At 59.9% G+C, this 19,863-nt stretch carries 16 protein-coding genes; 8 read left to right on the top strand and 8 right to left on the bottom strand.

What is annotated here, in order from left to right:
- Window position 1: 1 nt before the first annotated feature.
- The 3 genes from J2Y68_RS03025 to J2Y68_RS03015 are packed head-to-tail and all read left to right on the top strand — an operon-like array spanning window position 2 to window position 5,418.
- Complete coding sequence (locus tag J2Y68_RS03025; protein WP_309989497.1) at window positions 2-1,675, top strand: GH35 family beta-galactosidase; 1,674 nt, start codon at window positions 2-4, stop codon at window positions 1,673-1,675.
- A gap of 30 nt (window positions 1,676-1,705) precedes the next feature.
- Window positions 1,706-3,220, top strand: coding sequence for a carboxylesterase/lipase family protein (locus J2Y68_RS03020; RefSeq protein ID WP_309989494.1), 1,515 nt, complete (start codon window positions 1,706-1,708; stop codon window positions 3,218-3,220).
- Between the two features lie 11 nt (window positions 3,221-3,231).
- Window positions 3,232-5,418: a glycoside hydrolase family 3 N-terminal domain-containing protein gene (locus tag J2Y68_RS03015; protein WP_309989492.1), complete on the top strand. Its 2,187-nt coding sequence runs from the start codon at window positions 3,232-3,234 to the stop codon at window positions 5,416-5,418.
- A 464-nt stretch (window positions 5,419-5,882) separates the two neighbouring features.
- Here the strand turns inward: J2Y68_RS03015 and J2Y68_RS03010 are convergent, their stop codons facing one another.
- Window positions 5,883-7,361: a PucR family transcriptional regulator gene (locus tag J2Y68_RS03010; protein WP_309989489.1), complete on the bottom strand. Its 1,479-nt coding sequence runs from the start codon at window positions 7,359-7,361 to the stop codon at window positions 5,883-5,885.
- A 165-nt stretch (window positions 7,362-7,526) separates the two neighbouring features.
- Between J2Y68_RS03010 and J2Y68_RS03005 the strand changes: the two genes are divergently transcribed.
- From J2Y68_RS03005 to J2Y68_RS02985, 5 genes are all read left to right on the top strand, one after another.
- On the top strand, window positions 7,527-8,951 hold the full coding sequence (locus J2Y68_RS03005) for an APC family permease (protein ID WP_309989485.1): 1,425 nt from the start codon (window positions 7,527-7,529) through the stop codon (window positions 8,949-8,951).
- A gap of 68 nt (window positions 8,952-9,019) precedes the next feature.
- Entirely contained in the window at window positions 9,020-10,651 is a 1,632-nt protein-coding gene (locus J2Y68_RS03000) for a N,N-dimethylformamidase beta subunit family domain-containing protein (RefSeq protein ID WP_309989483.1), read from the top strand.
- Between the two features lie 11 nt (window positions 10,652-10,662).
- Window positions 10,663-11,046 carry a cupin domain-containing protein gene (locus J2Y68_RS02995; RefSeq protein WP_309989481.1) on the top strand — a complete coding sequence of 128 codons (384 nt, stop codon included), beginning with the start codon at window positions 10,663-10,665 and terminating at the stop codon, window positions 11,044-11,046.
- Window positions 11,047-11,165: 119 nt separating this feature from the next.
- The gene (locus tag J2Y68_RS02990; protein ID WP_309989478.1) at window positions 11,166-12,779 is read left to right on the top strand and encodes a N,N-dimethylformamidase beta subunit family domain-containing protein; all 1,614 of its coding nucleotides are present in this window, start codon (window positions 11,166-11,168) and stop codon (window positions 12,777-12,779) included.
- The gene (locus J2Y68_RS02985; protein ID WP_309989475.1) at window positions 12,776-13,273 is read left to right on the top strand and encodes a DUF3237 domain-containing protein; all 498 of its coding nucleotides are present in this window, start codon (window positions 12,776-12,778) and stop codon (window positions 13,271-13,273) included. Before J2Y68_RS02990 ends, J2Y68_RS02985 begins: the two co-directional genes overlap by 4 nt.
- Before the next feature lie 75 nt (window positions 13,274-13,348).
- Here the strand turns inward: J2Y68_RS02985 and J2Y68_RS02980 are convergent, their stop codons facing one another.
- From J2Y68_RS02980 to J2Y68_RS02950, 7 genes are all read right to left on the bottom strand, one after another.
- On the bottom strand, window positions 13,349-14,563 hold the full coding sequence (locus tag J2Y68_RS02980) for an alpha/beta hydrolase (protein ID WP_309989472.1): 1,215 nt from the start codon (window positions 14,561-14,563) through the stop codon (window positions 13,349-13,351).
- Window positions 14,564-14,760: 197 nt separating this feature from the next.
- A complete protein-coding gene (locus J2Y68_RS02975) occupies window positions 14,761-15,123 on the bottom strand; it encodes a hypothetical protein (protein ID WP_309989470.1) in 363 nt (120 codons plus the stop codon).
- A 608-nt stretch (window positions 15,124-15,731) separates the two neighbouring features.
- Window positions 15,732-16,178 carry a hypothetical protein gene (locus J2Y68_RS02970; RefSeq protein ID WP_309989468.1) on the bottom strand — a complete coding sequence of 149 codons (447 nt, stop codon included), beginning with the start codon at window positions 16,176-16,178 and terminating at the stop codon, window positions 15,732-15,734.
- 157 nt (window positions 16,179-16,335) lie between these two features.
- Window positions 16,336-17,355 (bottom strand): DUF4192 domain-containing protein, encoded by a 1,020-nt coding sequence (locus tag J2Y68_RS02965; protein ID WP_309989467.1) that lies wholly within the window; start codon window positions 17,353-17,355, stop codon window positions 16,336-16,338.
- A gap of 673 nt (window positions 17,356-18,028) precedes the next feature.
- Complete coding sequence (locus J2Y68_RS02960) at window positions 18,029-18,235, bottom strand: hypothetical protein (RefSeq protein WP_309989464.1); 207 nt, start codon at window positions 18,233-18,235, stop codon at window positions 18,029-18,031.
- Window positions 18,139-19,053: a hypothetical protein gene (locus J2Y68_RS02955; RefSeq protein WP_309989462.1), complete on the bottom strand. Its 915-nt coding sequence runs from the start codon at window positions 19,051-19,053 to the stop codon at window positions 18,139-18,141. The genes J2Y68_RS02960 and J2Y68_RS02955 overlap by 97 nt, the downstream gene beginning before the upstream one ends.
- A gap of 56 nt (window positions 19,054-19,109) precedes the next feature.
- Entirely contained in the window at window positions 19,110-19,790 is a 681-nt protein-coding gene (locus J2Y68_RS02950; RefSeq protein ID WP_309989461.1) for a hypothetical protein, read from the bottom strand.
- Between the last annotated feature and the right edge of the window lie 73 nt (window positions 19,791-19,863).

The following is a 19,863-nucleotide window of genomic DNA, read 5'->3' as shown; positions in this document are numbered from 1 at the left end:
CATGTCATACCCGAACCCTGCAGCCCAGGAAGAAGTCACCTCCGGAGGGAACCTCCCGCGGCTTGAGCGGACTGGCGGGCACGTCCGACTCATCGTGGACGGAAAGCCGTTTCTCTGCGTCGGCGGAGAACTGCATAACTCCAGTGCATCAGATCGGAACTACATGTCTCCCGTCTGGGAGAAGCTGGCAGCGGCCGGTATCAACTCCGTGATAGCTCCGGTGACATGGGAACAAGTGGAATCGGTGGAAGGGCGTCTCGATTTTTCGGTGGTGGACGGTTTGGTGCAGGACGCCCGGTCCGCCGGGGTCCGTTTGGTGATGATTTGGTTTGGGGCGTTCAAGAACGCGCACTCGACCTACGCACCAAGCTGGGTACGTGCCGACCGTGTGCGCTTCCCACGCGCGGACAAGGGTACCCAACCCCTGAAAACACCCTTTTCCTATCCAGGGTCCATGCCGAGGCCAAGTCTCTCCGTCTTTTCGCGAAATCTCTTTGAAGCGGACCGGGCTGCTTACACTGCGCTGATGCGCCATGTGGCCATGATCGACCCCGACCATACAGTCATCATGGTTCAGGTTGAGAACGAAGTTGGCATGTTGGGCGCCGGAAGGGACCGCAGCGCCCTGGCCGAGACCATCTGGAATGCGCCGGTTCCCGAAGCGCTGTTCACAGCGGTATCTGAAGCACCGGATTCTTTTGACCCCGAATTAGTGCGCGTATTCAGTGCGAATGCAGGCCTTCACAGGAGTTGGGCTGACCTCTTTGGTGATGACCACCCGCTTGGTGAAGAGACTTTCATGGCGTGGGGTTTCGCCTCCTTTGTGGGTGGCTTGGCGGCGGCTGGAAAGGACATCCTTCCGCTCCCTGCGTATACAAACGCTTGGCTCGGACCCCAACGTGGGCAGGAACTGCCCGGCCAGTATCCCAGCGGAGGACCAACCGCACGCATGATCCCGGTGTGGCAGGCTGCAGCGCCAGCTATCGACTTCCTGGCGCCCGATATTTATGTGCCCAACTCGGCAGAAATCATGCGCCAGTATGCTTCGGACCGGAACCCGTTGTTTATTCCCGAAGCGCGTTTCCGCGCCGGCGATGCGTTTCTGGCAATCGGCGGCTTCGGAGGCCTCGGCTACAACGTCTTTGGTATCGAGGAAGGCAGGGAAGGCAACCAGTTCAGTACGGCAAGCCGGATCATCAAAGCCCTCACCCCGGAAATTGTGGATGCACAGCGCGATGGGCGGATTATCGGTTTCGCGCTCGAAGACGACATCGAGTCCGTCAGCTCGGAACTGGCCGGCATTACCATCACCGTCCGAAACGCCAGAAAGCTGCTTGAAGGTATGCTCCTTGACGCTGGCGTGAGGGTTCCGCCTGCACCGGAACTTCCTGGTGAAACGGTGGCCGCTACCCATGGCCCTACTCCCGGAGACGGCCGACCCTTGGGAATGGTTCTTGCCATCAACTCCACTGAGTTCGTCGTGGTGGGCCAGGGAGCGCAAGTGGACTTCCACAAGCCTGGAGCGGACGTTGAACTCGATTCAATCCGTGAACTTGTGCTGGGCGATGCCGGGTTGAGTGAAGGCCGGTACATCAACGGGGACGAACGTCTGGAGATCCTCTCCGCTGAGCACATCAGCGTGGTCAAGGTCCGCCTGTTGGCTACCAACAACTGAGCCACCGACTGTGACAGAAAAGAGCTGACGATGACAAAGAAGACCAGTGTGGTCCAGACGACCTACGGGCAGGTGCAAGGTTTTTGGCGGGATGGTTCCGCGGCATTCCTGAACCTGCCTTACGCCAAGGACCCTGTAGGTGCCCTGAGATTCGAGGCCCCGGTACCTCCGGACAGTTGGAGCGGCATCCGTTCTGCCTTGGAGTACGGTCCCACGCCCCAGCGCAGGACACCCTCAGCGGCAACCACCATTCCTGAACCCAGCATTCCAGGGACCGGAACGCTCAACCTGAACGTTTTCACTCCTACGGTCCCCGCCGGACCCGGGCACGAACCTGGGCGCGGACAGGGATTGCTCCATCCGGTCCTCGTGTGGATTCACGGCGGCGGTTTTGTCGGTGGTTCCCCGGCAAGCCCGTGGAGCGACGGTGCGGCGTTCAATCGTGACGGGGTGGTTGTTGTGACCATCTCCTACCGCCTGGGGTTTGACGGCTTCGGCTGGTTGCCGGACGCACCCCTGAACCGAGGCATGTTGGATTGGATTGCTGCCCTCAAATGGGTACAGAGCAACATTGCGGCTTTTGGGGGTGACCCGGACAAGGTCACCATTGGCGGGCAATCCGCAGGAGGCGGTGCGGTCATGTCGCTCAGGAGTTCCCCGCTGGCTGAAGGGCTCTTCTCCCAAGCATTAATCATGTCCGGCGCTCCGTTGACTGTGGACATGGAGGCCGCCAAGTCCACCACCGCACGGATTGCTGCGGCCCTGAACGTGCCTGTGAGCAAAGCCGGTTTCCAAAGTGTCAGCGAGGAAGCCGTGTTGGACGCACAGATGGTCCCCTTCCCCGAGTTCTCGGGCAGCGCGGCTGAGCAAGCGTTGGGCAGGGCGCATTTTGTCACAACCAGCCTCGTCTTCGGTCCCATCACCGAGGACGTTGACGCAGTCCTGGACGGTGGAGGTTCCGTACCCACCCTCGTGGGAACCACCCGTGATGAATTCGCCGGTTTTATTCGGCCCGCAGCCAAGGCAGTTGATGTACTGCCGGCCACCCAGGCGCTGGAGCGCGTTGGGGCCAGCCCGGACGTGGCAGCGGAGTATGCGGAGCGCTCAGCAGGAACGCCGACTTCCCGAATCGTGGAGAACTACCTCAGTGATCTGACCTTCCGCCGCTTTGTTCCGCAAGTTGCCGGGCAAGCCACCGCGCCGGTGTGGACTTACCAATTCCAGTGGGAACCTCCGGCCGCGGGATACTCCGGGCACTGCGTTGACCTGCCGTTCGCTTTTGGGCTGCTCGACGCCGACGGGGTGGAAGCCGCGCTGGGGGCCAACCCGCCCGTAGCACTTGCTGATTCCATGCACGCCGGGATCGTGGGCTTCTGCAAGGACGGCAACCCAGGCTGGACACCGTACGGAGAGCACGGGACCACCATGATCTTCGACGACGTTTCGGGGGAAGCCTCATCGGATCCTTACTCACTCTCGCGGTTGTTGACAGCTGACGCCCCCGGCCGGACGTCATCTGCAGCTGGAGGCCGGGCAAACGCATGAAGGTTCGGACCATGATGAAACAACAAGCAAGCCCGGAGCAGATCCTTGCGGCCATGAGCTTCGAGGAAAAGCTGTCCCAGCTCCGGATCGTCTGGAAGCCCAAGGATGAAGATTCCCAGCACCTGGCAAGGACGGGGGCCGGAGCTCTTTTTTGGCCCGCGGATGCGGCGAAGACCAATGAGCTCCAAAGGATTGCCGTGGAGGAAAGCCCCCATGGCATCCCGCTCCTGATCGCTTTGGACATTGTCCACGGCCAGTTCACGATTTTCCCCACACCGCTGGCCCAGGCTGCGAGCTTCGACCCGGACGTGGCCGAGGTGGATGCGCGTGTCTCGGCGGCGGAAGCCCGGGGCACCGGCGTGAATTGGACGTTCTCTCCCATGATTGACGTTTCCCGTGATCCCCGATGGGGAAGGGTGGTGGAGGGCTTCGGAGAGGACCCGTACCTCACCGGCGTCTTCGGAGCAGCCAAGATCCGGGGCTATCAGGGCCAGGACTTGTCCTCGCCTGGATCCATTGCGGCCTGCGCCAAACATTTTGTGGCCTACAGCGCGGCTGAAGGTGGACGGGATTACAACACCACAGATGTTTCCATCCAACGGCTCAGGAACGTGTACCTTGAGCCATTCCACGCTGCGGTGAAGAATAACGTGGCCTCGGTGATGGCCAGCTTCAATGCCCTTTCGGGTGTTCCCATGCACGCGAACAGGCAGTTGCTGACGGATGTTCTGAAAGATGAGTGGAAGCATCGGGGAATTGTGGTTGCCGATGCCGGCGGCGTGGGTGAACTGGTGGAGCACGGAGTCGCTGCGGACATGGCCGAAGCCGGACGCCTGGCGTTGTCTGCAGGGCTTGATGTGGAGATGGGCGGGGCCCTGTTCAGCGGGGACATGCCCATCATCACCGAAGGCGACGTTGACCCACGCAGGATTGACGACGCCGTGCTGCGGATCCTGAAACTAAAGCAGGATCTGGGGCTGTTCAACAATCCCTACGTGGATGAGGACGCAGCGCCCGTGACAGCAGGAGAAGAACAGCGCGAAAAGGCCCGGGAGGCGGCCGTGCGTTGCACAGTGCTCCTGAAGAACGATGGACAGGTCCTTCCGCTGAAGAAGCAGGCAGGCCGTGTGCTGGTTGTTGGTCCCTACGCTGACAGCACCGACCATTTGGGGGCATGGGTCCAGTACTTTGCCACCCCTGCCCGAAAGTCCATCGTGGAGTCCCTGGGAGAAGCGCTCCCGGATGCGGAAATCACCGCTCTTGCGGGTGCTGACTTTTACGCGAGCGACCCCGCGCGTCAGGAGGAAGCGGCCCGGGCCGCCAAGGACGCGGACATAGTGATAGTTGCAGTGGGTGAGCCGAGCGCGCTGTCAGGCGAAGCCAGTTCCCGCAGCGACATTACGTTGCCGGGTGACCAAACGGCATTGATCCACCGGATCGCTGAGACAGGCACTCCCTTCGCGGTGGTGCTTATGACCGGACGGCCACTCATCCTCAGCGACTGGATTGACGAGTGTCCTGCAGTGCTCCTGGCCTGGCACCTTGGGACCGAAGCCGGCCCGGCCATTGCCGACGTCCTTATGGGCAAGGCCAATCCCGGCGGCAAACTCCCTATGTCATTCCCGCGGTCTGTGGGTCAGATTCCGGTGTACTACAACCACGAGTCCACTGGCCGGCCCGCCCGACATGGCGGAACCCTGGCCAGCGAGCAACCCGATGTGGGGCTGACGGGTCCCAACAACACGGATGACTTCTATAAGTCCAAGTACCTGGACCTTGATCTAGGTCCGTTGTTCGACTTCGGATTTGGGCTCAGTTATTCCACGTTCCATCTTGAGAGCACAGCTGCAGGGTCGGACACAGTGTCTTTGTCATCTCTTAAAGAGGGCGGCACCGTAGACTTCATCGCGTCGGTCCGCAATACCAGCAACGTGGATGGTGACGAAGTGGTTCAGCTGTACATCACGGACGTCCAGGCCTCCATCACCCAGCCGGTACGCAGGCTCCGCCGGTTCACCCGGGTCCACGTTCCTGCGGGACAGAGCCGGGAAATCCCCTTCTCACTGTCTGCCGATGACCTGGGGTTCTGGACGAACAAGGAAGCCGGAGAGTTTGTACTGGAGCCAGGGGAGTTCCGGGTCACGGTGGGGGATGGCTCCACCTCCCAGGCGCTAGCGTTCACTGTGACGCATCACTGATCACTCAAGGAGCAGACCCCCCAACCCGCGGTTTGTGCGAAGGCGGATTTGTCTGATCTTTAGGAGAGTAGTCGGACTTCTTCGTCGCCGATCAGGATTTGGAAAATAAAGATCGTAGTTAGATCCGTCCAACAAAGGAGTCAACGATGGCAGCATTACAGACAGTGGGAATAGCCGGAGCCGCGTCCCCTTCTCCCAATACCTTAGCCACCACCGTTCAAGATGACGGTGTTTCGACTGGGTAGATTTCTCGCGATTGCCGTGAGTCGTGCAATCTCTTAGATCCCAGTGCTACCGACAGCCCTCCGGTATCTGATGCTCATTTCTTCGAATAGCGGTTGAGCCGATGTAACATGACTCACCTTTTAATGACGGCTGTTTGCAGGGCTTTGGATTCTGGAGTCAGCAAATCAGCATCCTCCTGTAGGGCTAGAATAAGCGCGGCATGGACTACGGACAATGTCTCAAACCTCGGGCCAGCGAGTAATTGGTCTGATGTTAATGGCAAGCCACAGTTCCGTCCGCGTCTGGAGGGCCTCGAGTGGCTGACCGAGCTGGGCCTCGATTTTCCGCAGGCGGGCGCGGAGAGTGTGTCTGTGTATGTTCATCCGTTCGCAGGTTCCCTGCAGGGAACAGTTTTCCTCCATCCAGGTCCTCAGGGTCGCGAGCAGTATGCCTTCGGGGTCTCCTGCTTCTATGGGAGCCAGAATGGCGTCCGAGAAGGCAAGGGCCTCTACCGCATCTACCGTGTCGGCAAGCCAGTCAAAAATGATTCCTTGGTTGAACGTAATGGGCCGTCCAGCCACGGCACTTGCATGGACTGCGGCCAAGGCCTGGGTGCGTGAGACAGCAAGATGACCTGGTGTCACCATGGCACCGACTCCTGCCGCCAGCGGGTGCAGAAGTCTCTCGAGACTGGCAAGCACCGGATCTTCGTGCCCAACAATGATTTCAACGTAACGTCCTTGGATCCGGGCCATGCCGCCACGGAACAGGAGGGCTGCTTCGGCCACCAACTGGGTGATGTCCTCCCCGCCTGGATCCACGACGACGACGTGATACAGCTTGTCGGCAAGTCCTGCACTTCGGAGTTTGGATCTGGCTGCAGCTTCAGTGCGAGCGCTCAGGACGGCCCCGACAACTTCAGCCCGGCGTTGCCTTGAGGGCTCGTCTGCCAGCCAGAGGCGTTCGAGTTCGAGTCCCAGGAAGGACGTCAGTGCGGCCAGATCAACGGGGACCATGGGAGATGTCCCCGCAATGAGTAGGCCTCTAGGCTTGGGAGAACCGAGTGCGGTAATGGTCACGTCCGCATCAGGAATGCGGATCGGGGTCCGCGGCTTGTGTGATTGCAGAGCCAGTTCGGGGAGGAGAGTGGGGTCGATGTCGAGATCGTTCGCGCTTCCGGCAAGGACACGGCCTAACATGTCAGCTACCAGAACCGGCACTCCCGTTTGCTTCTTCCACGCGGCCACTATTCCCGATACGCCTTCACCTCTGCCGACTGCTGCAGAAATCACTGCAAACAGGTCCACTGACGCCTGAAGGGCCAAGCGCTGTTCTGAAGCGAGAGCCATGTAGACCGCGCGCACTACGGTACTGGACGATACATCCGACGCGACACTTGCAAGGGTCACGTCGGCTGCATTGCAGGCCGAAATAAGATCTGGAGGAATTGCGCTGAATGGCATGTCCTTCCCGATGCGCAGCACCAGGATCGACGCCCCGCCTGCACTGACTTCTTCGACATAAGCGCAATAGGTTTCAGGAGTGAGCATGCTCCCTTCGGTGAGAAGTAGTTCACCGCCGTCGAGCAGTAGACCAGGGCTCAGAGAGTCCGAGGCCACAGCACCGGTGACTTCCTTGCCTCTTTTCGATACCGCTTCAGATGACGCGATGGTTAGTGCCAAATGGCCGTCCCGAAGGGACTGATATGTAATTCCCACATCTCAGTATCGCCCATCTGTACAGATAGAGTTCATCGACTGTACGGATCGGCGATTGTCGTTAGGTGGATCACCTCATAAATTAGGGGAGCGCCGGGCGGTTGTAGTGAAGCCAGCGCGACTCCCAACGGCTCATCACGGCCATCCGACGTCTGAAAGGTCACCATGACAGGGACAACTCAGAACCAAACAGTGCCGAAGCTTCGCAGCGGCACCATTTCCACCCGGCATCTTGTCTTTTTCGTTTTGGCCGCAGCGGCTCCGCTCACGGTGCTGGCAGGCTTTGCCCCCATCGCCTACATGGTCGGTGGAGAACTTGCACCTCTTGGTTACCTGATAGCCGGACTTGTGTACCTATTGTTTTCCGTGGGTTTCACCACCATGAGCCGATATGTGCAGAACGCGGGTGCGTTCTCGGCCTACATACGTAAAGGTCTGGGACCGACGGCCGGTTCCGGAGCGGCCTTGCTCGCCTATACGGCCTACACGCTGGGTCAGATGGGCTTCTGCGCGGCAGCCGGACTGTTCGCTTCGAATGCCCTGCAGCAATTTCTTGGACTTTCTGTCCATTGGGGCATCAGCGCGGTGGTCATCGGACTCGCCACCGGTACGCTTTCTTACTTTCAGGTTAATATCGGCGCCCGCGTCCTTAGCGTCCTTCTCCTTGCGGAAATCGCCATCCTCTTTGCCTTAGCTGTAGCTGTCTTAATGCAGGGAGGGCCCAATGGGTTCAGTTTCACTGCACTGGATCCGGCCACTTGGGACATCCCTAAACTGGGCTCGCTCCTGGTCCTCTCGTTTCTGGTCTACGTAGGCTTCGAGCAAACAGCCGTCTACGGCGAGGAAGTGAAAGCACCACGTACAACAGTTCCCAAGGCGACCTATCTTGCCGTCGCACTTCTGACGATCATCTACGTCTTCATGTCATGGATCATTCTCATGGCCATAGGACCGAAAAATCTCGACCAAGCCCTCTCCGGAGACCTTTCGACCATCGTATTTGACGTGAACACCGGCTATCTTGGCGGAGCTATGACATCCATCATGCAGCTGCTGGTGGTAACCAGCTTCATTGCCGGCGTTCTCGCTCTGCAAAACGCAGGAACCCGCTACCTGTTCTCCATGGCCCGCGACGGTCTCATGCCTACACGCCTCGCCCGGGTTGACGCCCGCACCGGCAGCCCCGGCCAGGCCGCCGTCGTACAAACCACGATAACTGTTGTAGCGATCATCGCTTTCGCCCTCATCGGGCTCGATCCGTACAAGCAAGTAGTTCTCTGGACAAACACCCCCACCATCCTTGCCGTGCTTCTTCTGCAGATCGCAACGTCCATCTCCGCTGTGGTCTACCTCCGGAAGGCCCGGCACCAGGAACGGCTCTGGAATCGGCTGATCGCGCCCGTGTTATCCGCAATAGTCATGACCTTCGTTCTGCTCCTCATTCTGACTCAGTTGAATCTCCTGACTGCTTTGGGCCCCGTGGGCAACGTCCTAATCTGCGTTCCTTTGATGCTCGCCATCATCATCGGCCTCGCCACGGGCCGCAATGCTAAGACCCGTACCACCAGCGAAATGGAAGTACCAGCGTGATCCGGATGGAAATCCCCTCCTACCCCGACAGTCGAACCGCCATCGATGCCCCGCAGAAGGGACCCCGTATGGCGTGGTCAATTCCGGGTTTCGCAGTTGAACGTCCCTCCGGGGTAGCGGGAACGGCTGAAGGCTGGTGCTACACAGACCGCTTTTCCTACTTTCCCGGTGAAACAATCAACATCCATACCCACTCCACTGTCGCGTCATACACCCTGACGCTCGTACGGGACGGAATCCACCAGGAGATGGTCTGGAGCAGCGGGAACCTTGAGGGAGCGGCACACCCAACGCCGGCCAACGCATATGCAGTTGGCTGCGGTTGGCCGGTAGCGGTAACGGTACCTGTTTCCGATCATTGGAAACCGGGGTTCTATCTGCTGATCATGAAATACGAGCACGAAGGACGCGTGCATGAAAGAGAACATTTTGCGGTTATCAAAAGGTCCCGCTCTTCTGAACCTGCGCCTCTGGCGTTGATCCTGACCACCAGCACGATGCTCGCCTACAACGATTGGGGAGGGGGAAACCACTACCGAGGGCTTGGTGATGACCCTTGGGAAGATGTACCGTCAGCTCTTTCCTCAACGCAACGTCCCATCGCCCGGGGAATGCTGCGTCAGCCGGAGGGAGCGCCACGCAGTTCCAACCCCAGCACCCCTGGCCCTGGATATGTGCCGAGGCACCCTGCATACGAGTACGCCCATGCGCATGGATACTCCCGGCACTACGCCGACGCCTTCTGGGGAACGTACGAGCGTCACTTCGTTCGCTGGGCCGAGAAGGAGGGGTTCGAATTGGACTACCTCACTCAACACGATCTCCATGAAGATCCCCACGTTCTGGACCCATACTCTTGTGGCGTCGTGGTGGGCCACGACGAATACTGGACGCACGAGATGAGGGACGCCGCCGAGGGATACGTGGACAGGGGCGGACGCCTGGCCAGGTTTGGTGGGAACTTCTTGTGGCAGGTGCGATTGGAGGACAACGGACAAACCCAGGTCTGCTACCGGACCCCGCAAGAGGATCCCCTCACCGCGTCGCAGCCTTCGCGCGTGACCACGGCCTGGGATGCGCCGGTTGTGGGGAGGCCGGCCGCACGCACCTTCGGCCTGACCGGACTCGGCGGCTGCTATAACCGCTACGGCGCGGCTGCCCCTCGTTCCTCTGGTGGTTTCACCGTTTACCGACCACGTCACTGGGCCTTTGCGGATACAGATCTGCACTACGGGGACGTTTTCGGCGCTGCCCCCTTCAACATCGCAGCCTTTGAATTGGACGGCGTGGATTTCACTTTCCGAAAGGGAATGCCTGAACCGACGTTCGTCGACGGAGCTCCTGAGACTCTGCAGATCATTGCGATGACCCCGGCAACATTGGGCGAAGAGGACGAATGGGACGGCGCAGTGCCCCTCGGAGCGCCAGTAACCGAATTCCTTGACGCGATTGCAGCGATCTACGGCGACGACCTGCCTGAGCGCTTCATGGGCGAATGCTACGGGGCCGGAATGATTGCCACCTTCACGCGGGGGTTGGGAGAGGTTTTCACAGCCGGAAGTACCGAGTGGGTGAACGGGTTGCGTCTCTCAGACCCCTTCACGGAGCAGATCACCCGCACCGTCCTTAACCGCTTCATCGAAACCAGCACGGGCAGCGACGACCAAAATGCAACAACTTTCTCGAAGACAACAGCCTAGGAGATACCCACATGCAAAGCTCTTCCATTCACCAGATCCACGTACTCCTTGAAGGACGGGGCGTTTCCGTGGTGCCCGATTCTTCGTTGTATTCCGATTCCTCCGGCGAATGGTCGGAGGCGGAGCACCACGCGCCGCTTTCCAATACACGTTCGCAGGTAGCTGCCTGGGAAGGTCAACCCGGCTGGGTCCGCATTGACAACTGGCCCTACCACGAAGTGTGCGTCATTCAGGAGGGGAGGGTAGCTGTAGAGGACACCGCTGGACTCCGCCGCGAGTTCGGCTCAGGCGAGGCTTTTGTTATTCCTGCCGGTTTCAGCGGAATCTGGCACACTCTTGAACCCGCTCGGAAGATCTTTGTCGGCATTGTTCCCGATACTAAGCACAAGCCGTAGTACGCCTGCAACCAGTCAAAGGAAAGTCAATGTCAACAGACGCTGCCCCGCACGCTCCCAACCGTAGCCGGTGTATCCAAGACCCCACAACGACACCCTCATCAGGACAAGCCGCAGATATGGCGTGGTCTCGTCCCGGAGGTCTGGTTGAAGTCCCCGGACTGGGCCAGGAGCTGGAGCTGTGGTGCTACGCGGACTCGTTCGACTACGCACGGGGGGAGACGGTGGGCCTGAAGGTCCATACGACGGCGCAGAATTTCAACATACGCATAGTAAAGGATGGGTCCCGGCCTGTCACAGTTTACGAGCGGCATGGCATTCCGGGGCAAGTACAGACGACCCTGCCGGAACCCTACGAGCGTGGTTGCGGTTGGGAAGACACCCTCAAGTTCGAACTTGGACGGGACTGGGAGCCGGGTTTCTACCTGGTGATTCTGACTGCCTCCGCCGACGGGCGCGCCAAGGAGCATGAGGGCTTCTTTATTGTGCGGCCGGACTCACCATCGGACGTTGATTTCCTTCTACTCCACACCACAAGTACCTTGTTGGCCTACAACGACTGGGGTGGAGGGAACCATTACCGTGGGCGGGAAGATGGGCACCAAAACGACGTTCCGTCGCCATTCTCATCATCCCAGCGTCCACTGGCCCGGGGCATGTTGAGAAAGCCGGAGGGCGCTCCGCGGAACATCCACACCGACACGCCTGGCCCGGGGTGGATACCACGCCACGAAGCCTATGAGTGGGCTTGGCACAATGGATATAGCCGACACCACGCCGACGCGGGTTGGGCAACCTACGAACGGCCGTTCACTGTATGGGCCGAACAACAGGGGTACACGGTGGGGCATACGACGCAGAGTCGGCTGCACCGGAATGCCGCAGAATTGGACGGGTACGAGTGCGTCGTGATTGTGGGGCACGACGAATACTGGACGTGGGAAATGCGGGACCATGTGGACGCGTTCGTTGACCAAGGCGGGCGGCTGGCACGATTTGCCGGCAATTACGTCTGGCAGGTCCGTCTGGATGGGAATGCCACCACCCAGACGTGCTACAAGATGCCATTCGCGGACCCGTATATTGAAACGGACATCCGCCGGGTGACCACCATGTGGGACTGGGAACCGATCGGACGACCGGGGGCTGAAACCATGGGCCTCAGCGGAGTCGCCGGCTCCTACATCCGTTATGGTTCAGCCTCCCCCCGTGCCAGCGGAGGGTTCACGGTGTACCGCCCCGAGCATTGGGCGCTGGAGGGCACAGATCTGTACTACGGGGATGTTTTTGGCGGCGCGCCGATCTGCATAGCCGCTTTTGAGGTCGACGGCGTGGACTACACGTTCCGTAAGGGTCTACCGTACCCGACGGGCGAAGGTGGAGCGCCAACCAACTTGGAGATTCTGGCGATGACACCTGCCGTGTTCGGGGCGGAGGATCGGTGGGACGGAAAGGTTCCCATCGGCGCGCCGGTGAATGAGGTCACCAATCTTCTCGCGGAGGCATATGCGGGCAATCCGCCTGAGTACCAAACAGGAACTGTAAGGGGTGCGGCCATGGTGGCCACCTTCAAGCGTGGATTGGGAGAGGTGTTCACCGCAGGGAGTACAGAATGGGTCAACGGGCTGATCGGTCGCGATCCCTTCACTGAGAGAATCACCACCAACGTTCTGGACCGCTTCATGGCACGCAACAAAGTACGCGTTCGGGACATCCAGGGCAGGCACGCATGAACGATTCGTCTGAACCAGCCTCGCTCGAGGCGCCGGAAGCGCCCGGACTCCACTATGTGGCCACCCTTGAGGTGGACGTAGACGAACCAGTGACCATCGGGAAGACCGTCGACGGCATCCGCAAGGTGGTCCCCATCCGGGGCGGAAGAGTCTTCGGACCAGCCTTCTCGGGACGGATCCTTAGCGCCGGAGCTGACTTCCAGCAGTACCCAAGCGAAGACCTAGCCTATCTCTCAGCGAGCTACATTCTGGAGCTCACGGACGGGCATCGTATTTTGGTGGAGAATCATGCCATAAGGACAGGTTCACCCGCCGATCTTGCGGCCCTGATGGACGGAGGGAAGGTGGACGCCAACAACATCTATTTCCGTTGCTGCCCAAGACTCACAGCCGAGGTGGAAGGTCCCTACAACTGGATCAACAGAACCATGTTCATCGGCTCCGGCCAACGTCAGCCCGAGAGCGTCTTCATCTATCTGTTCCGCCTTGCTTGAGGCGGGCGAATGCGCTCTTGAGCAATGTTGGTTTCCGTGAGGCTCGACAGAGCTGGGAATCTGTGAGGGCTTGAGTTAGGGGATTAGTCCCAAGCGTGGGTACAGAGTATCGAATCCTTTGATGAGCCCTCCTTGGAGCGCGTCTGCGAAGTGTCCTGCATTGGGGACTTCTTGGTATGCCGTTGCCATCCCCGATTGTGTGGCTGCCTGGTATAGCTTTTGGGCTGCTGGTTTGTAGGGGGTGTCGTTCGCACCGACGGTAAAAACGGCGGTGGTGTCTTTGAATCTGGTTTTGGTTAGAAGATGCGTCGGTTTTTGCGCGTCGTAGGCGGCTTGGTTTCCGTTGAAGAGGTCGTTGAGAGTTGCTTTGGGGTTTTCGGCTCCGGGGAATTCCTCGCCGGAGATGCTGAGGATGTTCCCGAAAACGTTCTGGTGTTTGGCTCCGAGGGATACAGCGCACTGACCGCCGTTGGAATATCCGGCGATCGTCCAGTATTTCGGCTCTTGGAGGATGTTTAGCTGGCTTTTGGCGTAGTTCACGACGTCTTTGATGATGTACGTTTCCACGTTGCCGTACCGGTCTGTGTCCAGGCAGCCGGTGTCGTTTTGGCCGGGGCCGATCTGATCGGCAACGATCACGATTGGTGCCAGTCCTTTGTTCTTTCCGGCGAATCCGTCCAGAACTGATGCGATGTCTGCGGGGTCGGGGTTGCCGGGTTGTCCCATGAGCATGATGACCAGTGGCAGCTGCGGCGGGTTGGTTACTTGCGCGGCAGGCGGCAGGTAAATCCCCGCGTCACGGGCAACAAATCCGGAGACTGTTGCGGGGACGTGCTTCTTTCCTTGGAGTCCCTTATCAGGCATGTCCGACGGGGGGCTCCAGTCGGTCCAGAGCGGTCCAGCGGGCACGGCTGACGGACTTGTTATCTCCGGGAGTCTAATTTCTTTGGCGGTTGATATGCCCATCAGCGATCCAAGCGTGCGGTTTAGTCCGATGTCGGCGTTGATGCCCAGTCCAGCCGTCACCACAAAGACAACTAAGGAGATAGCGGCCGTTATTTTTCGCCAGAGTTTGCTGTGGCGGAAGTTCAGAGCCGCGAGGGCCAAGGAGCCACACAGCGCCGAGACCCACAGAACTGCAATTGTGTTGAATCGGATGCCAAAGACGTTGAAGACGTCCGTGGCTAGCCACACGGGAAGAATTCCGAGCAGAGCTCCTAACCCACCGGCGAGGGCAGCGTGGGCGATCCAACGTGTGATTGTGCGCAGCAGCAACACGACGAACAGCACTGCGGCGATGGTGGTCGCCGTCGCTGACGCGATCTAAGGCTTGCGCGGCCCGCTGTCGTATCGCATGAGAAAAGCATTACGTTGGGGAGCACCCCGTGTTCGATGAGGAGCTCGCAGACGTATTCGCGGGTGCGTGATTCAGGCAGGTTGTCAAAGGTGTCGTGGCTGATTTTAGGTGCGGTAGCGAGGTTACGAAGTCAGGCCGTGAGGTGCTTTTGCCGGATCCAGGTCATGCCGCTGTTGGCCCGATTTATTGACTTCAGTGCAGCTGCCAGCGGAATCAGTTCCTTGGCCATGGATCCCGTGGCCGGGTTGATAATCAGGTTGTCTACGACGTCTAAGAGGACGCAGGTCCAGCAGCGTCCACCGCTGTAGAGTTCGTCTTCGGCGCCGCAGCCCTCGCAGTCGATATTACGCCGGATGCCCGAGCAGTTGCGGTATGCCGGCCACTCATCAATATTTCCGGGCAGGACGCCTTCGTGGCCGCATTTGCGGACGCCGCGGGTGCGTTTGGCCTGCTGATAGCAGCAGCCGCAGACTCCGCCGTCGGGCCAACACACGACGGTTTGGTGGTGCTGGCCGCCGCGGCCGCAGAGGACTGGCCAGCGGATCGGGTCCTACTCACCATCCCCAGGTGTGATGAGTCGGACCCGTTGTGCGATGGGGTTGCCTAATTGGATGCCGAGGTCTTCTCTGCGTTTCGGGGCGTTCGCTGTCGGCGCGGCGCGCATCTCAACGAATGGCTCGAACAGGTCGTTGGGGGTGCAGTCCGGAATGTCGCAGAAAGCTCCGAACGTTCTGGCCGAAATGCGCGCCGGTGTGGCCGTGACCAACAGTTAAACCTGGCTTTCGGAGAGGTTAATGCCACGAGACTTCAGAAGAGGCATCAATTCGGTGGTTTTCACAGGTTCCGCTTATTCATCAGGGCTCGCAGGTTCCAGCGGTAACCAATCCGGCGCTGTTCAGGCATCTAGGTCCTCCAGGTTCGCAATGCGACGCGCAATCATCTGCTGCACTGTTTTCTGTTTGAAGTCGGACGATACCGATGTGTAGAGACCGGTGGCGGAGGCGTAGGAGTGGCCAACCTGCGTCTGCACGAAGGTCGCGTCGTAACCGGCTTCGATCAGGTGCTCACGTAGGAATGCCTGAGGCAGTGCAGGCCCAGCTCCTAGGGCAATCCGACGGCATCCCGTGCAGCAGCGAACGCATCCCCGAAAGAACCAAGGGACATCCGGGCACCACGCTCGCTCGGCCACAGAGCGGAGGAACGATCAGCCGTCGGGAAACGCTGCCGCATCCCACCGGACGTCCACGACTTGAGCTGGTCCACGACCAAGTCGAACTCCGGCACGGTCAGAACCGTACGTCGCCTGGGCCCTAAACCTGCCGTTCCTTTGGCGAACCGAATCTGGACAGCTCCGAACTGGCCGTAACCGCTGACGTGCGGGTTCGGCCCGAAGTTTTCGAGGTCGAGCATGGTCATTTCGCGCCGGCGCAGCCCATAGGCAGAACAGACTTTGAACGCCAGTGAGTAGCGGAACAGGGGCAGCCAGCGTTTGCTGCCGACAGCGTATTCGCGGTCGACAAGGTCATCGATGTGGTCAAATAGTCGCAATCACTGGCTTCAGGACTCCCATGCCCAACAAGGCCGCTTGACCTGCGGGAACGCCTGATTCGCCAAGAGCGGGAGTTTTTGCAGCTACTTCTACTCCCGTTGTTTTAACGCCGCTAACGGATGTTCGGTAAACCTGTTCTGACTCGGACGAATTGGCTTAGGGCATGTCGAGGCGGGCTTTGTAGGCGGTGGTCTTGTTCGTGTTCCAGCCTGCGATGATTCCTGCGCCGAGCATGTGGTCGGTGAGTCGTGCGAAGCGGTATCCGGGGTCGGTGTCGAGGGCGAGTTGCATGTATTGGTGTGCTTTGGAGCCTCGGCCTTCCCACCAGTTGATGTAGCCGATGGTGGTGAGGATTGGTGCTGCGTGTTGCGGGCTGGTTCGGGTGTAGGCGTGGAGGAGGAGTTGTTGGGCCCATTCGATCCGTGACCATTTGGGCGCTGTCTCCGTTTGGGCGAAGAGGATGTGTTGGGGTGGTTCGTCGATGCCGGGGATGTCGGCCATGAGCCGGTCGCGGATGTGGGGGAACTGGAAATTCGCGATGAGCGCGGCGCAGTCCTCGTCGCTGGGGAAGTCATTGCTGTCGAGCATGTTCGTCCAGAGTTGGCTCGCTTGTAGTGCCGCTTGATGGGGTGCCAATGCGCGGATGGTAAGCATGCAGATTTCGACGGCGGTGGCGTGGTCAGCTTCGTGGGTCGGTGTGGGGAGGATGATTTGGTTGGTGGGTTCTATGGTGCTGCCGCGGTAGATGAATTCGGCGTTGACTCGGCTGTATTCGGTGGTGCTGATGTCTTGGCCGGGTTCGGTGTCGTAGGGGGAGTAGGTGTCGTCACCGACGAAGATCCCGTCGCGTATGGTGATGCCGTTTTCGGCAAGGACCCCGGTGAGGGCGGCGATGGTGGCGGCGTGCGGTTTGGGCCGGCCGGGTTCGCTGTGGTGTGAGGTGTAGAGGGCGAACACGATGCTCGTCGTGCTGGTGTCGCTCGTGAGGTAGCTGCTGACTGTCCTGGCGTAGGGGAGTTCTGTTCCGGGGTGTCGGGGGAGGTCGATGCGGAGGGTGGCTCCGACTTTGCCTTTGTCCAAGGTGATGCAGACCAGGCTTTCCTTGGGCCAGAACCCTAGGGTGTGCCCGATAAAGCTCAGCAAATCTGCTGGGTCCTTGATTGTGAGCGCATTCATCGTCCTTTTCCTTTGTGCGTGCGTTGAGTCTTTGGTCTTGTGGGCCGTTCTGATAGGGCCTGTGCGCTGGTAAGGGGCTGGAATGCCCTGGGCAGGTCCGGAAAATTCGGAAGGGTCCAAGTTGCGGAGGCCCGCCGAGCGAAGCTTCCAGATCGGCGATAGCATGTCAGCGGCCGGTTGCGCGGAGGGCCGTCCAGCAATGATCGAAATATCGGAATGACAAACAGCGTTGTTGCTTTTGGCTATTCATTGGCAGGCTGAGGTGGGGCGTCATGACGTGAGCGGTCAAATTCTTCGGCATATGCCATCGCTTGGCGGGATCGCTGTGCGGACGCGGCCGGGGCTGCTTCCGGCCCGACATATGCGCCGTTATCGGCCAGAGGGAGTCAGACATGCAGCTCTGGACGTGGCGGATGTCTGACTCCCCGGCCAGTCCATGGTTGGCGGGTCGCCAGGTACGCCGGCGTTGGACGGTCCAGCACCACATCAACGCCCGCCTGGGGGGCGTGGAGGCCTGTGGGCTCAGAGGTGGTTGGCCCGCCGGAGATCCCAAAGACGCCATGCGTCACTGGTCATCAGGGTTGCCGCTCCGACGGTTTTGCCGAGCTCCTCGGCCGTTGTCGTGAAACCGCGCAACTCACCGCCGGCAGTCTTGGTTGGCCGTTTTCGTCCCTCAGCGCATGCGTTCGGCGAGCTGGTCGAAGAACTCTGCCACCATCCTGTCTGCGTCGTCTTTCATCAGTTCGGCCCCGCCAAACCGGTAGACCTCGTACCCGGCGAGCCTTAGCCGTCGGTCCTCGGAGACCATTTCGCTGTAGAGAGCTGGGCTCGCCAGATCACCGTTCGCGTAATGCTGCTTCCCGTCGACTTCGAGGACCACACGATGCCTGTTGGAGAACAAGATGAGGAGTCCATCCGCTGCCGCGCCAATGGACTGCCGCTCTGGCCTGCAGACCGGCGAGACAACTGAGTCGCCGGATCAAAGTGCAGGTACACCTGGGGGATTAGCGCGGGGATGTCGAATCCATTGTCCTTGTAGCGAGCCGCGTAAGCGTCGAAGACGCGAAGCTCGACCGAGTTGTCACCCAGCGACGTCCGAAGGCGGTCGTGTAGGTCCAGGCCGACATCTCGCTGTGACACATTGTCGGTGAGGCCCTGTCGCTGTCGCCACCATTGAATGAGATCGCTGTAGGTCAGGCCATCGGCAGGGATTGGCTGGTCATAGACGAGGCAGTATTCGCCGTTGCGGACAATCTCGATGTCGTTGTTGAGGGCATCACGCAGCACGAGCTCGGGCTTGGGCCCGTTCGCTGCGAAGATAAGGTTCTTGGCCGGCGTGCCGACGCCTCCGCCACGATCGTGCTCTGCGAGCAGAGCGGTCAGGGCGGCGAGGCGCAGTTCGGTCACCTCGAGATCGCTGACCATACGGCGCGCCAAGGCCACTAGCCGGGGTAGATCCCAGCCTTCGGTGTACCCCTTGATGACATCGCGCTTAGTGTACTCGTTGTCGCTAGGCTGGTGATCCGTATTGGGCCACGACAGCTTGAGCTCTTCGGCGAGTACAATTTCGAGGTCCTGGCGCGTGTAGGTGTAGATGAACGCTTCTTCGATCGCATTTCGGAATAAGCGCGACGACACCCTTACTGGCGCCTTCGGGGCGTCGGTGACAGTCCTTGTAAAGAAGTCGAATCCGCTCATCCCACTATTGTCCCCGCCGTCGTCGACAGCCAGACCCACAGTGTGAGCTGTGTCGGCTATCGCAACTGGCTGACCTTCTCGTAATGGTCCGCAGTCCAGTGGCCGTCGTAGAATCCCCGGTCGTTGCTTTGGTGAATCCGGTTGTCGATCGTGGGCAAGGCGAGGATCGAGTTGCACAGCGGCGTCAGCGCGTCAACAACGATAGTTCCGAGATGGGCGAGGATCTCGATCTGACCGGTCGAATGCCCGAGCAGCAAGGGAGCCATATCGCTCAGAACGCGGTCGGCATCTTCCTTGGGCACACCGAAGTGGACGCCGCCTTCCACGTTGGCGTAGTACTTGACTACTTCGATGACGGTCAGTGGGCGCCCCCGGACTAACCCCACCGTCGCCCCAATGAAGTGTTTCAGTTTGGGGAGTGCCGGGTCCTCAGGTCGGCCAACCAGCTCTGGTCCGCCGAGCCGGAGGAGGTACGGCAGGTCTGCGTCGTCGCGGCCCCTGTCAGGAACGGTCCACTGTCTGATGCGGAACTCCGTCGGCACCTCCGGGCGAGCGGCCCGAACAGTGTTGAGAAGGGGACTGGCATCAATGAGGAGCTTGCGCAGAAGGGGTGCAATCCCAAGCAGCTCGTATCGGCTCCGCCCGCCAGGATCCTCGCTCCGCCGTCGGATATCGGCGACTGTCTCGACGAATAGCCATTCGGCCAGTATCGTCTCGGGGCCTATCTTCGGTGCCATTGTGCCATCTTCTGCTGGTGAGACGGATCGCGGTCACCGTCTCTGCTGTTGACCGTCGGAACCAAGTGTATGC

Origin of the sequence: Paenarthrobacter nitroguajacolicus (genome assembly GCF_031455195.1) — a bacterium.
Taxonomy (GTDB): Bacteria; Actinomycetota; Actinomycetes; order Actinomycetales; family Micrococcaceae; genus Arthrobacter; species Arthrobacter nitroguajacolicus_D.
The sequence above is the reverse complement of the archived record's forward strand: the minus strand, read 5'-3'. Positions and strand labels throughout refer to the sequence as shown.

Bases quoted from the DNA above. Each gene is read 5' to 3' on its own strand.
- J2Y68_RS02990 (WP_309989478.1), top strand. From the start codon at position 11,166: ATGGCGTGGTCTCGTCCCGGAGGTCTGGTTGAAGTCCCCGGACTGGGC.
- J2Y68_RS02965 (WP_309989467.1), bottom strand. From the start codon at position 17,355: ATGAATGCGCTCACAATCAAGGACCCAGCAGATTTGCTGAGCTTTATC.
- J2Y68_RS03025 (WP_309989497.1), top strand. From the start codon at position 2: ATGTCATACCCGAACCCTGCAGCCCAGGAAGAAGTCACCTCCGGAGGG.
- J2Y68_RS03015 (WP_309989492.1), top strand. From the start codon at position 3,232: ATGATGAAACAACAAGCAAGCCCGGAGCAGATCCTTGCGGCCATGAGC.
- J2Y68_RS02955 (WP_309989462.1), bottom strand. From the start codon at position 19,053: ATGAGCGGATTCGACTTCTTTACAAGGACTGTCACCGACGCCCCGAAG.
- J2Y68_RS02995 (WP_309989481.1), top strand. From the start codon at position 10,663: ATGCAAAGCTCTTCCATTCACCAGATCCACGTACTCCTTGAAGGACGG.
- J2Y68_RS03020 (WP_309989494.1), top strand. From the start codon at position 1,706: ATGACAAAGAAGACCAGTGTGGTCCAGACGACCTACGGGCAGGTGCAA.
- J2Y68_RS03005 (WP_309989485.1), top strand. From the start codon at position 7,527: ATGACAGGGACAACTCAGAACCAAACAGTGCCGAAGCTTCGCAGCGGC.
- J2Y68_RS03000 (WP_309989483.1), top strand. From the start codon at position 9,020: ATGGCGTGGTCAATTCCGGGTTTCGCAGTTGAACGTCCCTCCGGGGTA.
- J2Y68_RS02950 (WP_309989461.1), bottom strand. From the start codon at position 19,790: ATGGCACCGAAGATAGGCCCCGAGACGATACTGGCCGAATGGCTATTC.
- J2Y68_RS02985 (WP_309989475.1), top strand. From the start codon at position 12,776: ATGAACGATTCGTCTGAACCAGCCTCGCTCGAGGCGCCGGAAGCGCCC.